The sequence below is a fragment of the Bacterioplanoides sp. SCSIO 12839 genome (assembly GCF_024397975.1).
Lineage (GTDB): Bacteria > Pseudomonadota > Gammaproteobacteria > Pseudomonadales > Oceanobacteraceae > Bacterioplanoides.
Genome location: NZ_CP073745.1, coordinates 724,183 through 744,079, shown reverse-complemented (window position 1 = coordinate 744,079; position 19,897 = coordinate 724,183). Strand labels below are relative to the sequence as shown.

The window sequence follows — 19,897 nt, the reverse complement described above, 5'->3', positions numbered from 1 at the left end:
ATTGTTCCATCACTCAGCGGTAGATTGAGAGGTTGGCTCACCAAAACCACCTCCTCCCGGAGTATGAATGCAAAACACCTCTCCCGCTTGTAATTCAACATCGGCACAACCTGCTAATTTCTCCAGCTTGCCAGAGCGACGTTTAACAAAATTAAAACCAACCTGCCCGGAGCTGCCCCCATTCAGGCCAAAGGTGGTTTGTTGACGATGGCCACTGATAATATTTGCCCGCATATTTTTTAAAAAACGAATATGGCGCTCAACTCCATGACCACCATTGAACAAGCCGCTACCACCGGATAACGCACGCAAGTGAAAATGTTCCAACATCACAGGAAAACGTTGTTCTAAAATTTCCGGGTCGGTTAAACGCGAATTCGTCATATGACTGTGGACCCCACTGGCACCATCGCCCTTGTGGCTGGCACCCACCCCACCGCATAAGGTTTCGTAATATTGGTGGGAGTCATCACCAAAGGTGAAATTATTATTGGTGCCCTGACAGCCCGCCATTAGCCCTGACGCACCCATCATGCAGTCGGTTAAATATTGCGCGGTTTCTACATTACCCGATACCACCGCCGCTGGATAAACCGGAGCAATAATCGATTGCGGCGGAACCTTAATGGTTAACGGTTTAAAAAATCCGGCATTTAATGGCATGGGTTTATCTACCAGCGCGCGGAAGCTGTATAACACCGCAGCATAAACCACCGAGGTAGGGGCATTAAAATTACCGGGATGCATTAACTGATCTGGGCGGTAGCCGGTTCCGGAAAAATCAATCACCGCCGTTTGAGTGGTTTGATCGACCTCGATAGCCACCTGAAACTGAGTGCCGTCATCCATGGCATAACAAAATGAACCGCTGGGTAAATCCGCTAAGCAATCGCGCAGGGTTTGTTCGGCATTTTCCTGAACGTATTGCATATACGCCAATACCGTTGGCAAGCCATATTCAGCGCAGACACGTTGCAGTTCACTGGCGCCTTTCTCACAAGCCGCCACTTGTGCGGTTAAGTCGGCAATATTTTGTTGGGGATTTCGTGCCGGATATTTAGCCGCAGACAATACGTCTAGAATGCTTTGCGTTTGAAATTCGCCATCACGTATCAACACCAGATTATCGAGTAACACTCCTTCTTGTTCGATATGCTGGCTATTGGCAGGCATTGAGCCGGGAGTAATACCGCCGATATCGGCATGGTGACCACGGGCTGCAACATAAAAGTCGGGTTTTTCATTTATCAAGTTCTGCTGAATAAATACCGGTTTTACAACAGTTACATCCGGCAAATGCGTACCGCCGTTATAGGGCGTATTTAATACAAAAGCATCGCCGGGCTGCATATTCGGATGATCTTTTATCACCACTTTAATGCTTTCGCTCATTGAGCCTAAATGCACCGGAATATGCGGCGCATTCGCCACCAGCTCGCCATCACCATCAAAAATGGCACAAGAGAAATCCAGACGTTCTTTAATGTTGACGCTGGTTGCGGTTTTTTCCAGTACAAACCCCATTTGTTCAGCGGCTGACATAAAAATATTATTAAATATTTCTAATCGTACTGGGTCGTTCTTAACAGCATCGTTTTTAATGCTTTCAGGCTCTGACGTCAGCGCGCTTTTTTGCACAGCGCTTTCCGCTGATAAAGATTTTTTAATAACTAACGCGCCGCTGGTTAATACTTCCAACTGCCAGTTCGGTTCGATCACAATCGTGCTATTGGCATCGGTTAATAACGCAGGGCCTGCCAAGCTAAAACCAGCGGGTAATTGCTCACGAGCATATACATTGATTGCGTGTTGTTGATTGCCAGAGAAAAGTTCGCTGGTTTCTGTCACAGCAGGCTGACCCGATGGTAAAGTTTGTGGCTCTGGCTGATAACCCCCGGCAACCACTTCGAGTTGCACCGCATCGAGCAATAATTCTTTGTCGCGGTAAATAAAACCAAATAATTGCTGGTGTTGCTGTTCAAAGTTTTCGCGCATGGCAGGCGCATCAGAAAACTCAACCAATAAGTGCGTGTCCGAACCGTCATACCGACAATAGGCACGACGCGTTTCGGTTGCTTGAGAGCCACTTATGTCCGACTGTTGCTGAAGTGTTAAAAAGGCCTGCTCTGCTGCGGCCAGTGTCTCTAGAGGTTCCTGACTCAGAGACTTTTCAACCGCTTCTTCTCCCAACCAGCGTTGTTCAGCCAGACCAATACCATAAGCTGATAATACGCCGGCCAGAGGATGCAGATAAACATGCTCCATACCCAAAGCATCGGCAACCAAACACGCATGTTGCGCGCCCGCGCCACCAAAGGCATTGAGTGCATAATTCTGAATATCATAACCACGCTGCACGGAAATCTTTTTCACGGCATTGGCCATATTATCGACCGCAATGGTTAAGAAACCTTCAGCAATCTGCTGTGGTGTGAGCTGCTGGCCACTTTCCTGTTGAATCTGTTCTGATAACTGCCAGAATTTCTGCTCAACAATTTTCTTATCCAGCGGCTCGTTTTGTTGTGCACCAAACACATAAGGAAAGTGTTGCGGTTGAATTTTTCCGAGCAACACATTGCAGTCGGTGACCGTTAACGGCCCACCATTACGATAACAGGCTGGTCCGGGGAACGCGCCAGCTGATTCCGGCCCGACCTGAAAACGACCATCGGCAAACTTCACAATCGAGCCACCACCGGCGGCCACCGTATGAATATTCATCATTGGCACCCGCAAGCGGATACCGGTTACCTGTGTTTCGGTTTCACGCTCAAGTTCACCAGCCCTCTCTCCTTTTTCACCTGCGGTGTAGTGGCTGACATCGGTGGAGGTGCCACCCATATCAAAACCAATAATCTGGTTAAAACCATCTTGCTCGGCAGTGCGCACCATGCCCACCACACCACCGGCCGGGCCGGATAACACCGCATCTTTGCCATGAAATACGTCGGCATCGGTTAAGCCGCCATTGGATTGCATAAACTGTAAATCGGTTGGCTTACCGTTTACGGAAACCGGCAGTCCATTTTTTACTTGCTGTACGTAACGCTTTAACACCGGGGATAAATAGGCATCCGCCACCGTAGTGTCACCCCGCGGCACGAATTTAATCAGCGGGCTGACCTGATGCGATAACGAAATCTGAGTAAAGCCCATGTCACGGGCAATATCAGCGACCATTTGCTCATGCTGCGGGTATTTATAAGCGTGCATAAACACTACCGCCAACGATGTTAGCCCCTGCTCGCGGGCTTCACGCAGGATGACCTGAACCCCTTCTTCATCCAGTGGCATATCCACCGTGCCATCGGCTAATACTCGCTCCGGTGCTTCATACACACAACGATACAACAACTCTGGTTGTTCAATATGAATGGCAAAAATATCCGGCCGGGTCTGATAGCCAATTTCCAGCTGGTCGCGCAAGCCATGGCTAATTAACAGGCAAGTGTCTTCACCTTTGCGTTCCAGCAAGGCATTGGTGGCTACTGTGGTGCCCATTTTCACCGATTCAATCTGACCGCTACCGTCTTGCGGAAACTGGGGGAATTCGGCACGAATACGGCGAATCCCCTCAACGGCGGCATCTTGGTAATGTTGTGGATTTTCGGATAACAGCTTACGGCTTAATAATTCACCATCCGGACGACGGGCAACAATATCAGTGAACGTGCCGCCCCGATCGACCCAGAATTGCCAGAAAGAATGATCAGAAACATCAGAAGCAGACATGAGAGTACAACCGGAAACCGAATAAAGAACAAACCGCGATAGTAGGCAGTCGCTACGCCCAGTTCAAGCATCAACACCAACTAGCAAGCCCGGCTATAACTCCGATTCAATTGGCAACCACCCCAGAAACCATGATTGCAGGCGACGCCAGCTGCTGGCCTGAGGGTCGCTGTCATACGTTTTTTCGACACAGTCCTGGCGCTGCTCATGCCAGGTCAGTTGGTTATCCTGTAACGATAAACGATATGCCTGGGTTGGTAATTGCTGTGCCATCACACGTCGGATTTCAGTGGCCATCTGAGCCTGCTCAAACAACAACCCCATCTCAGTATTCTCAACAACGGATCTTGGGTCCAGATTCATGGAGCCCACAAAAATATAACGCTGGTCAGCCACCAGCATCTTGGCGTGTAAACTGGCGGATGAAGAGCCACTCCAGGAAGTCACCGGCTCTTGTCTCAGGTCGGGTTTCAGTTCCCATAAACGAACACCTCCTTGTAACAAACCACGGCGGTATTTTTTATAGGCAGAGTGCACCGCCGGAACATCCGTCGCAGCCAGAGAGTTCGTTAGTACGGTAACCTCTACACCGCGATCAACCAGTTGCTTCAGGTATTTCACTCCCTCATCACCTGGTACAAAATAAGGCGATACCACCAATAAACTCTCTGTGGTCTGATCACTGATCTGGCTGATATTGTCAAAAACCGCGGAGTGACTTTCTGGCTTAAGCAGTTTGTCAGGGGAATCTCCCAGCAGATAGGCCTTTCCTTGTCGTAATTCTTGTCCGGAACTCGGCACAGAACCTGACCCGACTTCCACACCCGTCTTCAGCCCAAGGTCCGAGACTAATTCACCGGCTCGTTTTTTTAATGCCTTTAAATACGGGTGTTCTTGCTTGTTTTGAGCCCACTGCTCGAGCTTTTGACGAGAGGCGGTTAACTGTTCAGCGCTAATGTCTTCCTGATACAACTGCTCCACCGGAAAACTGAGCGAGCTGTTCCAATAGCGATCAAAAGAAACCGAGGCATCACTGACTACCGGGCCTGTAAATAAAACATCAAGGTCACCAAACACCACGTCATCGCGAGCGGCATTAAAGTATTCATCGCCAATATTTCGCCCCCCCACAATCGCCATCAGATTATCGGCAATCATCGCTTTATTGTGCATGCGCCGGGTGGACACGCCATAACGGGTGATGAACTGTAGTTCTCTGGAGTATTCACGGCGGAACGGATTAAAAAAACGAATATCAATATTTGGGTGAGCTGCCACCTGAAACAGTGCTTCGTCTTTTCCACGGGTCGCCATATCATCGAGCAATAAACGAACACGCACTCCACGATCAGCAGCCTGCAATAAGGCCAGTGTCAAAGCACGTCCGGTCAGATCGTCATGATAAAGATAATATTGCAGATCCAGTGTTGACGTTGCAGCCTGGATCAGCGCCAGTCGGGCAATAAAGGCATCAAGACCATCGCCTAACAATTTTAAACCGGCCTGTTGGCCCGAAGCGTCAGACAATGTCGGCACAGAAGCCAGGTCAGTGACAGAGCGAAGTTCAGTGACAGAAGTCGAAGCAACAGATGAGGGCTGCCATTGCTGCAAAGGTGAATGCTCGGGTGCAGAGCGATGATATTGTGGCGTGAGATTAGAATATTCAGGGAAAGATGCGCAGCTACTCAGTAGCCACGCACAAAAAATAAGGCAAAAACAGTTACGGCATGTGCGCCACATAGGCTGCTACGTCCTTCATTTGCTGTTCATTCATATTCTGAATAACAGAAGACATCGGAGAGTTCTGGCGTTCCGGGTCTTTGTGCAAAAACTTCATCAGCGTTTTTTCCAGGTATTCGTACGGTTGCCCGGCAATACGCGGATACTGCTGATTACCATACCCATCATTACCGTGACAGGCAAAACACATGGAACGGTAAATCTGCTCACCTTTGGCGTTGCTTTCAACCGGTTGCTGACGTTTTGCCACCGGGCTTTGCGAAAAATACAAAGCAATATTGATGCGATCTTCTTTGCTTAAATGGCCGGCCAGTTTACTCATCACATAATCTTTACGAGTGCCATCGGCAAAATGTTCAAATTGAGTGAACAGGTATAACGCATTCTGACTGGCCAGATTCGGGATGTAATCACGCTTGGAGTTACCATCATCACCATGGCAGCGAAAACACAGTTGTCCACGTTCACGACCATCGGCAACCGCGGCCTGCATCAGTGCCGTATTGTTCTGAATCATGGTCATTTCAACCAGCATATTCTCGACCGTCTCTGCATACGAGGGCAGAGTCATAGATAGAGATGCTGCTATCAGGGTACGGATCAGATACTTCATACAGGGTAAATTTTTCAATATTTGATATTTGGTGCAGCGAAAATACGCATATTGCTGGCTCAGGCCAAGTGACATTATTTGCCAACCACCTGAAAAATGAATCTTGCCTGACTTGTATCAAGTATCACCCGGCGGTTATTTCTTTTTAAGTCGCGTGATTACGACCTTGGTTTATGACACGGCGGGCAAGACTTCTCATCAGCGACTGCTCGGATTTGGTGTGATCCGGGGTCGGATTCGGGTACACTTTCGCGCTTTCTTATTTCTTCTGTTTAGTCAGTATCTGCCGCCGTCGCTGGCGCAGATCAGAATTTATAGTGACGCCATGATGCAAGAGACTTATCAACCAAAAGCCATTGAAGCCTCAATCCAGAGCCAGTGGGAAGAACAACAGGTATTTAAAGCCGTCGTCGATGCCAATAAAGAGAAGTTTTATTGCCTGTCGATGTTCCCTTACCCAAGTGGCCGTCTGCACATGGGTCACGTGCGTAACTACACCATTGGTGATGTAATTTCGCGCTACGAGCGTATGCAGGGAAAAAACGTGATGCAGCCAATGGGCTGGGATGCGTTTGGTCTGCCAGCGGAAAACGCAGCGATCAAAAACAACACAGCACCGGGTAAGTGGACCGACGAAAACATTGCCTACATGAAAGGCCAGCTGAAATCGCTGGGCTTTGGTTATGACTGGAACCGCGAACTGGCGACCTGTAAGCCTGAATATTACCGCTGGGAACAGTGGTTCTTCACCAAGCTGGTTGAGAAAGGTTTAGCGTACAAAAAAGTTTCTGCGGTTAACTGGTGCCCACACGATAAAACCGTTCTGGCCAACGAACAGGTGATCGACAACTGCTGCTGGCGTTGTGATACGCCGATCGAGCGTAAAGAAATCCCACAGTGGTTTATCCGTATTACCGATTACGCCGAAGAGCTGTTAAACGATCTTGATCAGCTGAAAGGCTGGCCGGAGCAAGTGGTTGCCATGCAGCGCAACTGGATAGGCAAGAGCCAGGGCGTTGAATTACATTTCGGTATAAAAGATCGTGAGGAAACCCTTGAGGTCTACACCACTCGTCCGGATACCTTAATGGGTGTGAGCTACGTGGCCGTTGCTGCGGGTCACCCATTAGCCGCCGAAGCCGCTGAAGGTAATGCGGAGCTGGCTGAGTTTATCGAAGAATGCAAAAAAGGCGGCACCGCAGAAGCGGACATCGCCACCATGGAGAAGAAAGGTTTCGCCACCGGTCTGACTGCGATTCACCCTGTATCTGGCAAAGAAGTCCCAATCTGGGTCGCGAACTTTGTACTGATGGATTACGGCTCTGGCGCTGTGATGGCGGTTCCTGCACACGACCAGCGTGACTTCGAATTCGCTCAGAAGTATGGCTTGGAAATTAATCAGGTAATTGAAGCGCCTGCAGACTTTGATCTGTCGGCGGAAGCCTTTACCGAAAAAGGTAAGCTGATTAACTCCGGCGAGTTTGATGGTCTGGATTTCGATGCCGCTTTTGATGCTATTGCCAAGTGGTTATCGGATGCGGGTAAAGGTCAGGTCAAAACCAACTACCGTCTGCGCGACTGGGGTGTGAGCCGTCAGCGTTACTGGGGTACCCCGGTTCCAATGATCAACAAAGCCGACGGTGAGCAAGTACCCACACCAGCCGATATGCTACCGGTAGAATTGCCAACCGATGTGGTGATGGACGGCGTCAACAGCCCGATCAAAAACAACCCGGAATTCGAAAACATCGAGTTCGAAGGCGAACAGGCCTTCCGTGAAACCGATACTTTCGACACCTTTATGGAGTCTTCCTGGTACTACGCGCGTTACTGCTCTCCGTGGGACGACACACAAATGGTCGACCCAACCGAAGCTGATTACTGGCTACCAGTGGACCAATACATCGGTGGTATTGAACACGCCATTCTGCACCTGTTGTATGCCCGCTTCTTCCACAAGCTGATGCGTGATGTGGGCCTGGTTAAAGGTGATGAGCCATTTGCCAGCCTGCTGTGTCAGGGCATGGTTCTGGCGGATGCGTTCAGCTATCAGAATGAAAACGGCGGCAAAGAATACGTTGCACCCAAAGACGTAGAAGCTGAGCGTGACGAAAAAGGTCGTCTGATCAAAGCCATGTGGAACGGCCAGGAGCTGAAACACGAAGGCATGATCAAAATGTCGAAGTCGAAGAACAACGGTGTTGATCCTCAGGAAGCCATCGATGTTTACGGCGCCGACACCGTACGCTTGTACACCATGTTCGCTGCGCCACCGGAGCAAACGCTGGAGTGGTCTGAAAACGGTGTTCAGGGGGCACAAAAATTCCTGCAGCGGGTATGGCGTTTAAGTTTCGAACTGCTGCAACAGGAAGATCGTTCAATCGTTGCTGCTGATCAGCTGAATAAAGCCGAAAAAGATGCACGCCGTAAAGTGCACGAAACCATCCAGAAAGTGAGCGATGACATCGGTCGTCGTTATTCTTTCAATACCGGTATCGCTGCCATTATGGAACTGATGAACACTTTGCAGAAGCTGGATCTGTCCAGTGCCGGTGGTCGCAGCGTGATTGCCGAAGGCCTGAATGCGGTTGTCCGTATGTTAAGCCCGATGGCACCACATATTGCGCAGGAACTGTGGACGGCCTTTGGTAACGACGGTTTAGTTCTGGATGCGGCATGGCCAGTTGTGGACGAAAGCGCGCTGGTGAAAGACAGCATCGTACTGGTTGTTCAGGTGAACGGTAAAGTTCGCGCCAAATTGGACGCGCCAGCCAACGCTTCTAAAGATGATCTGGAAGCCATGGCCATGGCCGACGATGCAATTCAGAAGCAGATTGACGGCAAAACCGTGCGTAAAGTGATTGTGGTGCCGGGTAAGCTGGTTAATATTGTTGCTAATTAATCTGTAAAAACGACTGGAAGCATACTTCCTTACTTCAGCCGGAGGGAGGCATCCATTATTTAAAGCAGCAGAGGGACTCTGCGGTAGCGCGGCAGGGCCAGGGATGGCCCTTCGGCGCGGTGACTAAATAATGGATACCTCCCACCGGCTTTGACCCGATCAGGAAAAACCATGCGCTTAATCATCTGGACCTTAATGCTTTCAATGCTCACCGCTTGCGGCTGGCACCTGCGGGGTGTATCACCACTGCCTAAGGAATATCGCGTTTTATTCCTGCAAAGCCAGGCCGGTAACAGTTTTGATCAGCAATTAATCCTGCAGCTGGAGTTTAACGATGTGTTACTCACACAAACGGCTGCCGATGCACCGGCTATCCTGCAGGTCAACAAAGTTGAAATCGATAAGCGCACACTATCCGTCAGCAGCTCCGGGCAAATTTCCGAATATGAACTGAATGGCCGTTTAGACGCTCGCCTGATTCATATTGAGCGTAACAGCGAACTACCGATTCAGGTGAAGTCGCGTCGCCGCCTGACCAATGACATTAATAATGTTGGTGGTACCGCCAGCGAAGAAGCTGTCCAGCTGAAAGAAATGGAAAAAGATCTGGTGCGTAAATTGATGCGTCGCCTGCAAAGAGCACAAGCGGATGCCTTTATTGCGATTCCTGCGCCTGCTGCAGCAAAACCTTCCAGCGTACAGGCTCAGCCATGAAGATCCGTCAGGATCAGCTGACAGCCACCCTACAAAAAGGCTTGGCACCCTGCTATCTGGTATCCGGTGATGAACCCTTATTAGTCATGGAAGCGTGCGACCAGATTCGTATGGCAGCACGCCAGGCGGGGATCGAAGATCGGGAGTTATTCCATACAGAAGCAGGCTTCGACTGGAATCATCTGCGCGAAGAAGCCAACGCTATGTCACTGTTTGCCAGTCGTCGGATTCTTGAAGTCCGTATCCCCAATGGCAAACCGTCGGATAAAGGAAACGCCTTACAGGATCTGGTAAAGCAACCCAACCCGGATAATCTGCTGCTGATTATCTGCCCACGGATTGATGCTGCCACCCAGCGAACAGCCTGGTTTAAAGCGGTTGATAAAGCCGGTGTCTTTCTTCCCGTTTGGCCGATTGAACGCAATCAGTACCCTGGTTGGCTGAAGCGCCGCTTACAAGTGGCGGGCTTACAAGCCGAGCCTGCTGCCATTGCAGCATTGGCACACCAGACCGAAGGCAATTTATTGGCCGCCGTTCAAGAAGTGGAAAAACTGCGCTTGTTAGGCGCATCAACCATCACTGAAGAAATGATCAACGACGCCATTGGTGACAGTTCACGTTTTGATGCCTTCAGCCTTGCTGATGCATGTCTGCTGGGAAAACAGGCTGAAGCCAGCCGGATTCTTTCTCATCTTCGTGGCGAAGGCGTTGAGCCAATTATGATCTTAGGCGCGTTAACCCGGAAAGTACGCCAGCTGATCTCCCTGAAAAACACCTCGGGCCAACAACTGAGCGAAGCCTTTAAGAAGAATAATATCTGGCCCAAACAACAGCCCCCCTACAAAAAAGCCCTGCAACAACTCAGCATCAGTGACCTACACAGTGCTCTGCAAAAAGCCACCGATATCGACAATGCGGTCAAAGGAAGTGGTGAAGATCCCTGGTTACTGTTAAGTGAGTTAACCCTGCTGTTAACAAATGTAAAACTGCCAACCAGTTAACTTCAGAAATACACACAAGTGCACATCGAACTATCCGGTTCTGCGTCATACTAAGAACTATCAACATGCTCTGACTCTGAGAACGATCACAGACTTTGAGTTTTATCAGCATTTAGTATGCATAGCCACACTGGCTTAACAGAACGATCCGGCTCAACAGGACAATCTGAGACAGAAGCGTGAAGCAGTGCTCATTCTTTTGTCATCAAGGTGACAATTTTGGTCACCTTATGTCAAAGTAAGACCAGCAATGTGGTGTATTTGCTAAACTAATTTGAGATTCGCGTGACTAAATAACACTCGATTCTCATAACAAAGGGGTAAACATCAATGAATAGTATGGCAGGTCAACAAAATGCTGACCTGGTTTGGGACTTACACACCCTAAGCCAGCACCAGCGGGCCATGAATTTTGTTAAACAGTTTGAGAATCGACTGTGTGTATTTTCTGGCTCAGTAAAACAGCTATACACCAACTACAGCATCTTCTTTCCTGAAGAAGCCAACCGCCAGATGGTGATCCTGCCAGACCCGTATGCATTTCATGATACATTCAGCCACCTGAATGCTGATGCAGTCCAGTCCACTGGTCTGCACGTCATTCCAGGCAACCTGATTGGTAAGCAGGGCTTGTATCTGGTGATCTCGCACAAAAACAAAAACGTGCGCTCTGTCCCGATTCCGTTTCAGGAAGGTATGCGCCAGATTTTACGCCGCTCGAACAGCGACGATCCGTTTTTGCCGGTTCTGATGAAAGGTGATTTACGGGAATTTAACGATAAGCTGCCTTGTCTGCACCTGAATCGTCTTCGTCTAAGCGAACTGAAGTCTCTGTCCAGCCTTGAACGCGAAGGTATTCGTACGGTGATCACTGACAAGCTGATGGCCCTGTACCAGGAATCCACTGCTCTGAATCTGGCATAAACCACTGTTACAACGATAACAGCGGTTTAGCTAACACGACTTTGACTCAGGATTCTTCAACCCGGTAATACTTCTGAAGCTGACGCCCCAACCCCTGGCGCCAGGCTTTAGGCTTAACACCAAAGGTATGAAAAATCCGGGTATTGTCTGATGATACCGCCCATGGAGATGGCATCATTCCTCCCTCTTGAGACCCCAGCTCAACCTTTGACAGGTCTTCATACTGGCTAGCCAGCGCCATTAATGCTTCAGCGAAACCGAATGCCGATACTGGTTCAACGCCACTGAAGTGGTAAGTGCCAAAAAGCTCATCGCTGCAAGCTAGCTGACGTAAAACTGCCAATAAAACATCCGCGACATCATCCACCGGCGTCGGATCAAATAAGCGCTGCATATCAACACTCAATGGCTCTGATAAGCGGGCTTTGGCCAATAGCTGACTAGCAAAGTCATCGTTTTGTAATGAGAACAACTGGCCAGTCCGCAAGATAACATGACGTTCATTTTCACGAGCCTTGCTTTCCATTGCTAATAATCGATTGGCCACTTCCGTATCAGCAACATTTGGGTCATCTTCTGTGACAACGTTATCCGCGCGATACGCAAATAACGCCAGTGAGGACAATAACACCACCCCGGCATCCATTTCTCTGGCGCGTTCCAGCCAGAAATCAACGGAATCTGATTGCTCATTCAATGGTGGCGTGATCACAAAAAAAGGCTGACCGGAAGAAGAAGCCGTCAGTTTATCGCGACTCTCCAATGTGATGCTCTGATACATCAGCCCCTGAGAGTTTAAATTCCGGACCAACTGCTGACCCACAGGCTGATCGGCACCAATAACATAGGTTTGGAACGCACTACTGCTCACGACATATTCCCATAGAAAAACCAATAAGCCTGAACCATAACCATGTGGCTTTTTTTGGTCAATTCCTCACAGAGTGCGCATTTACCTCTTGATGATAATCTCACTTAATGTACCTTGGTACCAAATTAGATTGAGTAAGGGGATTACAATGACAAAAATAAAAATCTTAGCTGCGGCTATGGCAGCCATAGCTGCCTCACAGGGACATACACAGGGCTTTTATGTCGACGAACAGTCTGCCATCCGTTTAGGCGACGCTTTTTCGGCCGGTGCAGCTGCAATCAGTGATGCTTCCGTTGCGGCATACAATCCGGCAGCCATGCTGGCCACTCAGGAAGAGCTGGCAATTAACCTGTCCGCCATCTCGGTACAATCTGAGTTTAAAGGAGATGCCACCACACTCAACAACACACCAATTCAAGGCAAAAAAGCTGAAGCGAATAACTTTGACCTGTTACCCACTCTGTATTTCGTCACTCACCTGGACGAGAGTTTAGCTATGGGAGCCTTTATCAATGCCCCTTATGCCACCGGTACAGACTTTGGTGATGACAGTGTTGCGCGTTACGCGGTTACGGAAAGTGAAATTACCGGTATCGATGCTGGTGTTTCTTTTGCTTTTCAGGCAACCGAAACAACATCTTTTGGCTTTAGTATTATTTCCCAATACTTAAATGCAAAAACGGCAGCAGCCATTAACCTGACTGCTGCTTGCCTAGCCGAAGCCCCTGAAGCAATTTGTGCAGCAACTGGAGTTCCAGCATCAGAACTGGGTGACACCACTCATGATGGACAGTTTGAGATAGAAGGTAATGACGTTGCCTTTGCTTTTGCCGCCGGGGTATTTACTGATTTTCAGAATGGCGGTCGGCTTGGCCTGAATTACCGAACCCGGGTCGTGCACGACATCAAAGGTACCGCCAAAGTTAGCTTCAAAGAAAGTACCAACAGGTTTGTTGAGTTAGCCGGGCTGGAAAACACGACAGCACAAGGCAAGGTACAAATTACCACCCCTGAAACAGCCAACATCAGTTATTCCCATGAATTCGGCAAGCTGACGCTGCAATCAGATGTTCAATGGACCAAATGGTCGCGTTTTGATCAGATCAAAATTGAAAGCAGCAACTCAACCGTCAGCGCGCTGACGGCCATCCCTCAGGAACACAACTGGGAAGAAAGTTTCCGCTTCTCTTTAGGGGCGAATTACGCGCTGTCAGAGCAACTTACCCTGCGGACCGGTATCGCCCTGGATCAAACCCCAATCCCAACAGAAACAGCCAAGGTTGATTTCGCGTTTGACGACTACAAAGCCATGTCGATCGGGATGTCGTACCAGTTAACGGAAGATTTGGCTCTGGATGCAGGCTATCAGCACACCCTGGCACAGGAGCGTGCAATTACTCAGGATGAACTGGCATCAACAGGCTCTCGCTTACAAGGTGACGTTAGCAACGATATCAACTCATTTGCTCTCGGATTACGCTGGGCAATGTAAAAGAGGCCCTCAAGACTGGGTTAGTTGCCATCAGTTAACCCAGTCTCATTGCTACCCCCACCTTATTTCTACATCAGCTTTATTTCTAGCCCAGCTTCATCCGGGTCACTTCATTCTGATTACGCAGTGCATCCTGCTTTGAAGGAAACATCTGCACATCATTTAATGTAATCAACAATACACGCCCATCACTCAAGCCAACGTAGCCCGCTCGGTGCTCCTGAAGATAACGATCATTTTCCAGAGGTAAACAAAACGCTTCAGGCAATGCCACACTGCGAATCAGGCCATTGCCCAGTTCATTACCAACATCTTCAGGCCTTACGAACAAAGCCAACGCATCATCACTGATGACCAGAACCTGACCGTTTACCAATACAGCCAGGTCAACCCGCTTACCGGATGACAAAGATCCCGGCTGAACACTCTGAATCAAATCAGAACTGTTTTCTATCAACATACTTATAACTGCTCTATTGTGTATCTGGCGGATTATACCTGACGGATCGAAGAGTAATAGACATGCCATTACCAAAAACTAACACACCAATAAAAACAATTGATTTTAGCAATGAACTATTTTTGATCCATACTAAACTCATTGAATTAAGACACACACTCAATAAAGGGAAACATCATGTCTGCATTTGAAAACAAAGAAGGCCAAAACGTTCCTTCGGTTAGCTGGCCAACTCGCTCAGGTGACGATTGGGTAACGGTCACCAGCGATGAGATCTTTAAAGGTCGTACCGTTGCTGTTTTTTCATTGCCAGGAGCATTCACACCAACCTGCTCAAGCACACACCTGCCACGTTATAACGAATTGGCGAAAGTCTTCGCCGATAATGGTGTCGATGAAATTATCTGCATCAGCGTTAACGACACTTTTGTGATGAATGCCTGGGCGGCGGATCAGGAGTGCGAAAATATTCGTATGATCCCGGACGGTAATGGTGAATTTACCGAAGGCATGGGTTTATTAGTAGACAAAGCGGAGTTAGGTTTTGGCAAGCGTAGCTGGCGTTACAGCATGCTGGTTAAGGATGGCGTGGTCGACAAGATGTTTATTGAGCCACAAAAACCTGGCGACCCGTTTGAAGTATCCGATGCCGACACCATGCTGGAATACATCAATCCAAGCGCTCAAAAGCCTCAATCCATTGCCGTATTCAGTAAGCCGGGTTGCCCATTCTGCAAAAAAGCGAAAGAAGACCTCAAAAATGCGGGTCTGGAGTTTGAAGAAGTCTTAATGGGACGTGATGCAACTCTGACAACGTTGCGTGCTATGAGCGGAAGAGAAACGGTGCCTCAGGTATTTATTGGTGGTAAACACATCGGTGGCAGTGAGGAGTTGGCTGAATATCTGAAAGCGTAAACGGCCATTCACTGAATATCAGCAGCCTCAGAGTGCCTCTTCACTAAAAAGAGACAGCTCCTGAGGCTCTGCTTTTACGCGATTTCGTCCACCACGCTTTGCTTCATACAATAGCCGGTCGGCACGGTTTAACATCACCTCAGCACCTTCGTTAAGGTGATGCTCAACAACACCAACAGACACGGTTAACGGGATATTCATGTCGGTATAGCGTTGTTCTGACACCTGCATCCGTATACGCTCTAACGCCGTTCTTCCCGCGTCCAGATTGACCCCACTTAACAACAGCACAAACTCTTCACCGCCATAACGCGCGGCCACATCCACTTCGCGTACAGCGTCTTTTAATAGCAATGACAACTCTGTAAGAACCTGATCCCCGACGCGATGCCCATGTATATCATTGATTTGCTTGAAGTGATCAATATCGACAAAAGCCAGTACAAATGGCAGACCTTCACGATTGGACAATGCCTGCTGTTTATCCAGCATTTTTAATAAATAGCGTCGATTAAATAATCCGGTTAATTCATCGGTGATCGCTAACTCTTCAATTTTCACCAAAGCACGCCGCAATTCACGATTTTTCTGACGATAAGCATCCCTGAGAATACTGAATTCTTTACCAATAACGGTGTAAGCCATAATGCAGGCGAGAAAGGCCAGCCCCGCCAGTAATTCCATTTCCAGGCTCCATACAGAAAGCTCATAGACATGGAAGTAGCTCAACACACCGCTGTAACAGGCTAATACAAACAGACAAATACACAGATACTCTTTCCAGCTTAAACGAAACACGCCAAATGGCATGACCGCCAGGTAAGCCATGGTCCAAACAGGCCGTAATACATCGGAATTAATTAACATCAAGGTGATAAAGCTGATACCTGCCAGCATAAACGGAATCATCAGGCTCGGATCCTGATACCGTTTACTCCGCCCGGATATCACCAGATACAGTAAAAAACCATGCACACACCAATAACTCATTAATAAAAAAATGAGTTCATGAAGCGCTAACGGCGTCAGGCCAAAAAGATAACTGATGCTAAACAATACACTGAATAACAGAGCGGCAGCTGAAGCCTGAGTGTGGCGACGAATGATATCCCGATGAAGCTGTTCCACTAAAGCGTCCTGTGCACAAGAACAAAACGCAGATTATAGGGATTAAAAAATAAACAACCATGGCGTATGCCATAAAGTTATTAAAGAAGGGAAGTTGCCATGCACAAACTGGCCATAGCTTTTTTTTTGTCCTCAATGGGCCTCTGAAACGTATCAGTTTCAGAGGCAATACATATCCGCTTATGCCATTAATGCTGAACCCTGACACGCTCAACAGCATCTAACCAGCCCTGATAAAGACGTTCTCGCGTCGCAATATCTTGCTGACAAACAAACTCTTTTTCATGCGCCCAAAGCTGCGCCAGTTGCTCCAGGCTGTCGTATATTCCCACCTGCAAACCCGCCAATAATGCGGCACCCAGCGCCGTTGTTTCCGTTACTTGTGGCCGGGTAATAGGCATTGCCAGTGTGTCTGCCAGAAATTGAATCAACCAGTCATTCACCACCATGCCACCATCAACCCGTAAGGTTGCTGGTTTAACACCGTCTTCGGCCATGGCTTCCAGCAAGTCACGTGTCTGATAACACACCGCTTGTAATCCGGCCGTGACAATTTCTTTAATCCCGGTATCCCGGGTCAGGCCCATAATGGCGCCCTTCGCTTGTGGGTCCCAGTAAGGCGCGCCCAATCCGGCAAAAGCAGGTACCATGTAAACCGGATTGTCGTAACCGGTCGCTTCCGCTAATGGTTGCGTTTCTTTGGCGTGGCCAATTAAATGCAAACCATCACGAATCCATTGAATCGTTGCCCCCGCCATAAAGATGGAGCCTTCCAGGGCATACGTCGTTTCACCATTAATGCGGTAACCGACTGTTGTCAGCAATCGATTCTTTGATTGCAGTGCTTCGGTCCCTGTATTCATCACCATAAAACAGCCAGTGCCATAGGTACTTTTCGCCATGCCCGGGCTAAAGCAGGCCTGGCCAATCAATGCGGCTTGTTGATCACCGGCGATGCCACCAATCGGTATGCCAGCTCCCAAGAGTGCCGCATGGGCACGGCCAAAATCTGCGGCACTGTCCTTCACAACAGGCAACATAGCCGCAGGTACACGGAAAATTTCCAGCAGTTCCTCATCCCATTGCTGAGTATGAATATTGAACAACAAGGTTCTTGAAGCATTGGTCGCATCGGTGGCATGGCTTTGACCATTGGTCAGGTGCCACAACAAATACGAGTCCACCGTACCAAACGCCAATTCTCCCTGCTCTGCCCGCTGCCGGGCTCCCTCAACGTGATCGAGAATCCAGGACACTTTGGTGGCAGAAAAATAAGGATCCAGCAATAGCCCGGTTTTGTCAGAAATCCGCTGTTCCAGCCCATTCTGCTGCTTAAGTTCAAGGCATTGATCCGCCGTTCGGCGATCTTGCCAGACAATCGCAGGATAAATGGTTTTGCCGGTTTTACGATCCCAGACTAAGGTGGTTTCGCGCTGATTGGTGATGCCAATTGCAGCAATATCTTCCGCCGTACAAGCCGCTTTTCAATCGCTGCGCGGGCACTGGAGATCGTGCTCTGCCAGATCTCGTCCGGGTCATGTTCTACCCAGCCAGGTTGCGGAAAATGTTGCGTAAACTCCTGTTGCGCAGTCGCAATAATGTCTCCCCGATCAGAAAACACAATCGCTCGTGAACTGGTGGTTCCCTGGTCCAGGCTCAATAAATAACGTGGCATGAATGACTTCCTCTTTTTATGACACGCATATTACTGTGAAGCCATTTCTGCTGCCAGCTTATGCAAAACACATTTGCCTGAGACCGTTCATCCAACAAACACCGTCAATTCAGCTACACTTTTTAAAATGTACAAAAAGTGAACAGCGCCATGAAAAATAATCAACCGGTAACACAGCAGGAAATTAAGTTAAAACAAGGTTGCCATCTGGTTTCATCAACCAACCTCAAGGGCGTCATCACCCATTGTAATCAACACTTTATCGATATCAGTGGTTTCGAAAGAGACGAGTTAATCGGTTCACCACACAATATTGTCAGACATCCGGATATGCCAGCCATTGCGTTTGAAGATATGTGGCAAACCCTGAAATCGGGCAACCACTGGATTGGCTTAGTGAAAAACCGTGCTAAAAACGGCGATCACTACTGGGTGGATGCTTATGTCACTCCGCTATACGACCAGTCTGAAGTGGTTGGCTATGAATCCGTAAGAGTCATGCCACAGGCGGATCAGATCCGCCGTGCCGAACAAGCTTATCGCCGTATCAATGAAGGGAAAAAACCCATTCCGGGAAGACGTTATCTGAAATCCCTGTTGTATTTTGCTGTTCCCTGGCTGATCACGGCGATCGTGTCAGCAATCAGCACAGCTCCTGCATGGTTAACCTGGCTTGTGGTTGCCATGGCAACCTTGTCGTTCAGCACTAACCGACGATTATTTAACAACATCAGCCAGGCAACACAAAAGGTCAGTAATAACGAGCTGATGACCTGGATCTACACAGGTAGAACCGATGCATCCGGAGAGATTGAGTTCACCATGCATACTCTGGAAAGGCGCTTACAAACCGTTCTGGTAAGAATTGCGGATAACTCAGAGCATTTATTACGCACCACAGCCACGACGGTCAATATCTCTCAGGAAACACTGCAGCGTGTCCGCCAGCAGCACACCTATACCCAGCAGGTTGAACAAACCAGTCAACAAATTGTGAGTGCCGCAACGGACTTAAGTGATAACAACACGCAATCCGGTAACGCCAGTAATAAAGCCACACAAACGGCCCAGCAGGGAGAGCAGGAAGTCGAGGTCATGGTGGAACAGACCAACAACCTGCAACAGCAGCTGAAGACTACCGCCAATGCCATTGGTGCCCTGGCTCAGGAAACCCAGGCCGTCAATCGGTTTCTTAAAGCCATCACTGAAATCGCTGAACAAACCAATTTATTGGCGCTAAATGCAGCCATTGAAGCAGCCAGAGCCGGTGAACAAGGCCGTGGGTTTGCCGTCGTTGCCGATGAGGTACGTAACCTCGCTCAACGCACACAAGAATCGGCAGGAGAAATTCAAACCATTGTTAACGGGCTTAATCAACACAGCGACCATGCCGTTGATGCCATGGAAAAAGGCCTGCAATCCACAGAAAATACACTGCACAAAGCACACAAAGTGACCGATGTCTTTGCCGCCATCCGCAACGAGCTGGACGTTATTCATCAACTGAATCATTCCAACAGCACGGCTGTGCAACAACAAAACCAGGCCGCCAATGATATCGGCAGCAACCTGCAACAGTTAGAAGCGTTATCCGATGAAGCAGAAACCATGGCAGAAGACATGCACCAGCATTGTGAGCAGCTATCCCAGCTGATGCGTGACCAGGGCAATATTATTCGCCGCTTCCAACGAGGACTATGAATGTTTAACATAGCTTAATCTATTAA

General features: G+C 48.8%; 13 protein-coding genes and 1 pseudogene. 7 read left to right on the top strand and 7 right to left on the bottom strand.

Features of this window, described 5'->3' with window-relative positions:
* Window positions 1-9: 9 nt before the first annotated feature.
* The 3 genes from KFF03_RS03525 to KFF03_RS03515 all read right to left on the bottom strand — a co-directional run bounded on the left by KFF03_RS03525 (window position 10) and on the right by KFF03_RS03515 (window position 6,043).
* On the bottom strand, window positions 10-3,732 hold the full coding sequence (locus tag KFF03_RS03525) for a hydantoinase B/oxoprolinase family protein (RefSeq protein ID WP_255858927.1): 3,723 nt from the start codon (window positions 3,730-3,732) through the stop codon (window positions 10-12).
* A 93-nt stretch (window positions 3,733-3,825) separates the two neighbouring features.
* Window positions 3,826-5,343: a phospholipase D family protein gene (locus KFF03_RS03520; protein ID WP_255858926.1), complete on the bottom strand. Its 1,518-nt coding sequence runs from the start codon at window positions 5,341-5,343 to the stop codon at window positions 3,826-3,828.
* Between the two features lie 109 nt (window positions 5,344-5,452).
* Window positions 5,453-6,043 (bottom strand): cytochrome c, encoded by a 591-nt coding sequence (locus KFF03_RS03515; RefSeq protein ID WP_255858925.1) that lies wholly within the window; start codon window positions 6,041-6,043, stop codon window positions 5,453-5,455.
* 370 nt (window positions 6,044-6,413) lie between these two features.
* On the opposite strand from KFF03_RS03515, the gene leuS reads away from it, so the two are divergent.
* The 4 genes from leuS to KFF03_RS03495 all read left to right on the top strand — a co-directional run bounded on the left by leuS (window position 6,414) and on the right by KFF03_RS03495 (window position 11,626).
* Complete coding sequence (gene leuS / locus KFF03_RS03510; RefSeq protein WP_255860824.1) at window positions 6,414-8,987, top strand: leucine--tRNA ligase; 2,574 nt, start codon at window positions 6,414-6,416, stop codon at window positions 8,985-8,987.
* 171 nt (window positions 8,988-9,158) lie between these two features.
* Entirely contained in the window at window positions 9,159-9,701 is a 543-nt protein-coding gene (lptE, locus tag KFF03_RS03505; protein ID WP_255858924.1) for an LPS assembly lipoprotein LptE, read from the top strand.
* A complete protein-coding gene (gene holA / locus KFF03_RS03500; RefSeq protein ID WP_255858923.1) occupies window positions 9,698-10,702 on the top strand; it encodes a DNA polymerase III subunit delta in 1,005 nt (334 codons plus the stop codon). Before lptE ends, holA begins: the two co-directional genes overlap by 4 nt.
* Window positions 10,703-11,032: 330 nt before the next feature.
* The gene (locus tag KFF03_RS03495; RefSeq protein ID WP_255858922.1) at window positions 11,033-11,626 is read left to right on the top strand and encodes a hypothetical protein; all 594 of its coding nucleotides are present in this window, start codon (window positions 11,033-11,035) and stop codon (window positions 11,624-11,626) included.
* 46 nt (window positions 11,627-11,672) lie between these two features.
* Here the strand turns inward: KFF03_RS03495 and KFF03_RS03490 are convergent, their stop codons facing one another.
* Window positions 11,673-12,497: a sugar nucleotide-binding protein gene (locus tag KFF03_RS03490; RefSeq protein WP_255858921.1), complete on the bottom strand. Its 825-nt coding sequence runs from the start codon at window positions 12,495-12,497 to the stop codon at window positions 11,673-11,675.
* 148 nt (window positions 12,498-12,645) lie between these two features.
* Here KFF03_RS03490 and KFF03_RS03485 point away from each other — a divergent pair, with 148 nt between their 5' ends.
* Window positions 12,646-13,992, top strand: coding sequence for an OmpP1/FadL family transporter (locus KFF03_RS03485; protein WP_255858920.1), 1,347 nt, complete (start codon window positions 12,646-12,648; stop codon window positions 13,990-13,992).
* A gap of 85 nt (window positions 13,993-14,077) precedes the next feature.
* Here the strand turns inward: KFF03_RS03485 and KFF03_RS03480 are convergent, their stop codons facing one another.
* Entirely contained in the window at window positions 14,078-14,452 is a 375-nt protein-coding gene (locus tag KFF03_RS03480; protein WP_255858918.1) for a hypothetical protein, read from the bottom strand.
* A 177-nt stretch (window positions 14,453-14,629) separates the two neighbouring features.
* On the opposite strand from KFF03_RS03480, the gene KFF03_RS03475 reads away from it, so the two are divergent.
* Window positions 14,630-15,367 (top strand): glutathione peroxidase, encoded by a 738-nt coding sequence (locus tag KFF03_RS03475; RefSeq protein ID WP_255858917.1) that lies wholly within the window; start codon window positions 14,630-14,632, stop codon window positions 15,365-15,367.
* A 27-nt stretch (window positions 15,368-15,394) separates the two neighbouring features.
* Here the strand turns inward: KFF03_RS03475 and KFF03_RS03470 are convergent, their stop codons facing one another.
* Both KFF03_RS03470 and glpK read right to left on the bottom strand, forming a co-directional pair.
* On the bottom strand, window positions 15,395-16,495 hold the full coding sequence (locus KFF03_RS03470) for a GGDEF domain-containing protein (RefSeq protein ID WP_255858915.1): 1,101 nt from the start codon (window positions 16,493-16,495) through the stop codon (window positions 15,395-15,397).
* Window positions 16,496-16,683: 188 nt separating this feature from the next.
* Window positions 16,684-18,170, bottom strand: a pseudogene (gene glpK / locus KFF03_RS03465) (glycerol kinase GlpK).
* A gap of 150 nt (window positions 18,171-18,320) precedes the next feature.
* On the opposite strand from glpK, the gene KFF03_RS03460 reads away from it, so the two are divergent.
* Complete coding sequence (locus tag KFF03_RS03460) at window positions 18,321-19,871, top strand: PAS domain-containing methyl-accepting chemotaxis protein (protein ID WP_255858914.1); 1,551 nt, start codon at window positions 18,321-18,323, stop codon at window positions 19,869-19,871.
* The last annotated feature ends 26 nt before the right edge of the window (window positions 19,872-19,897 follow it).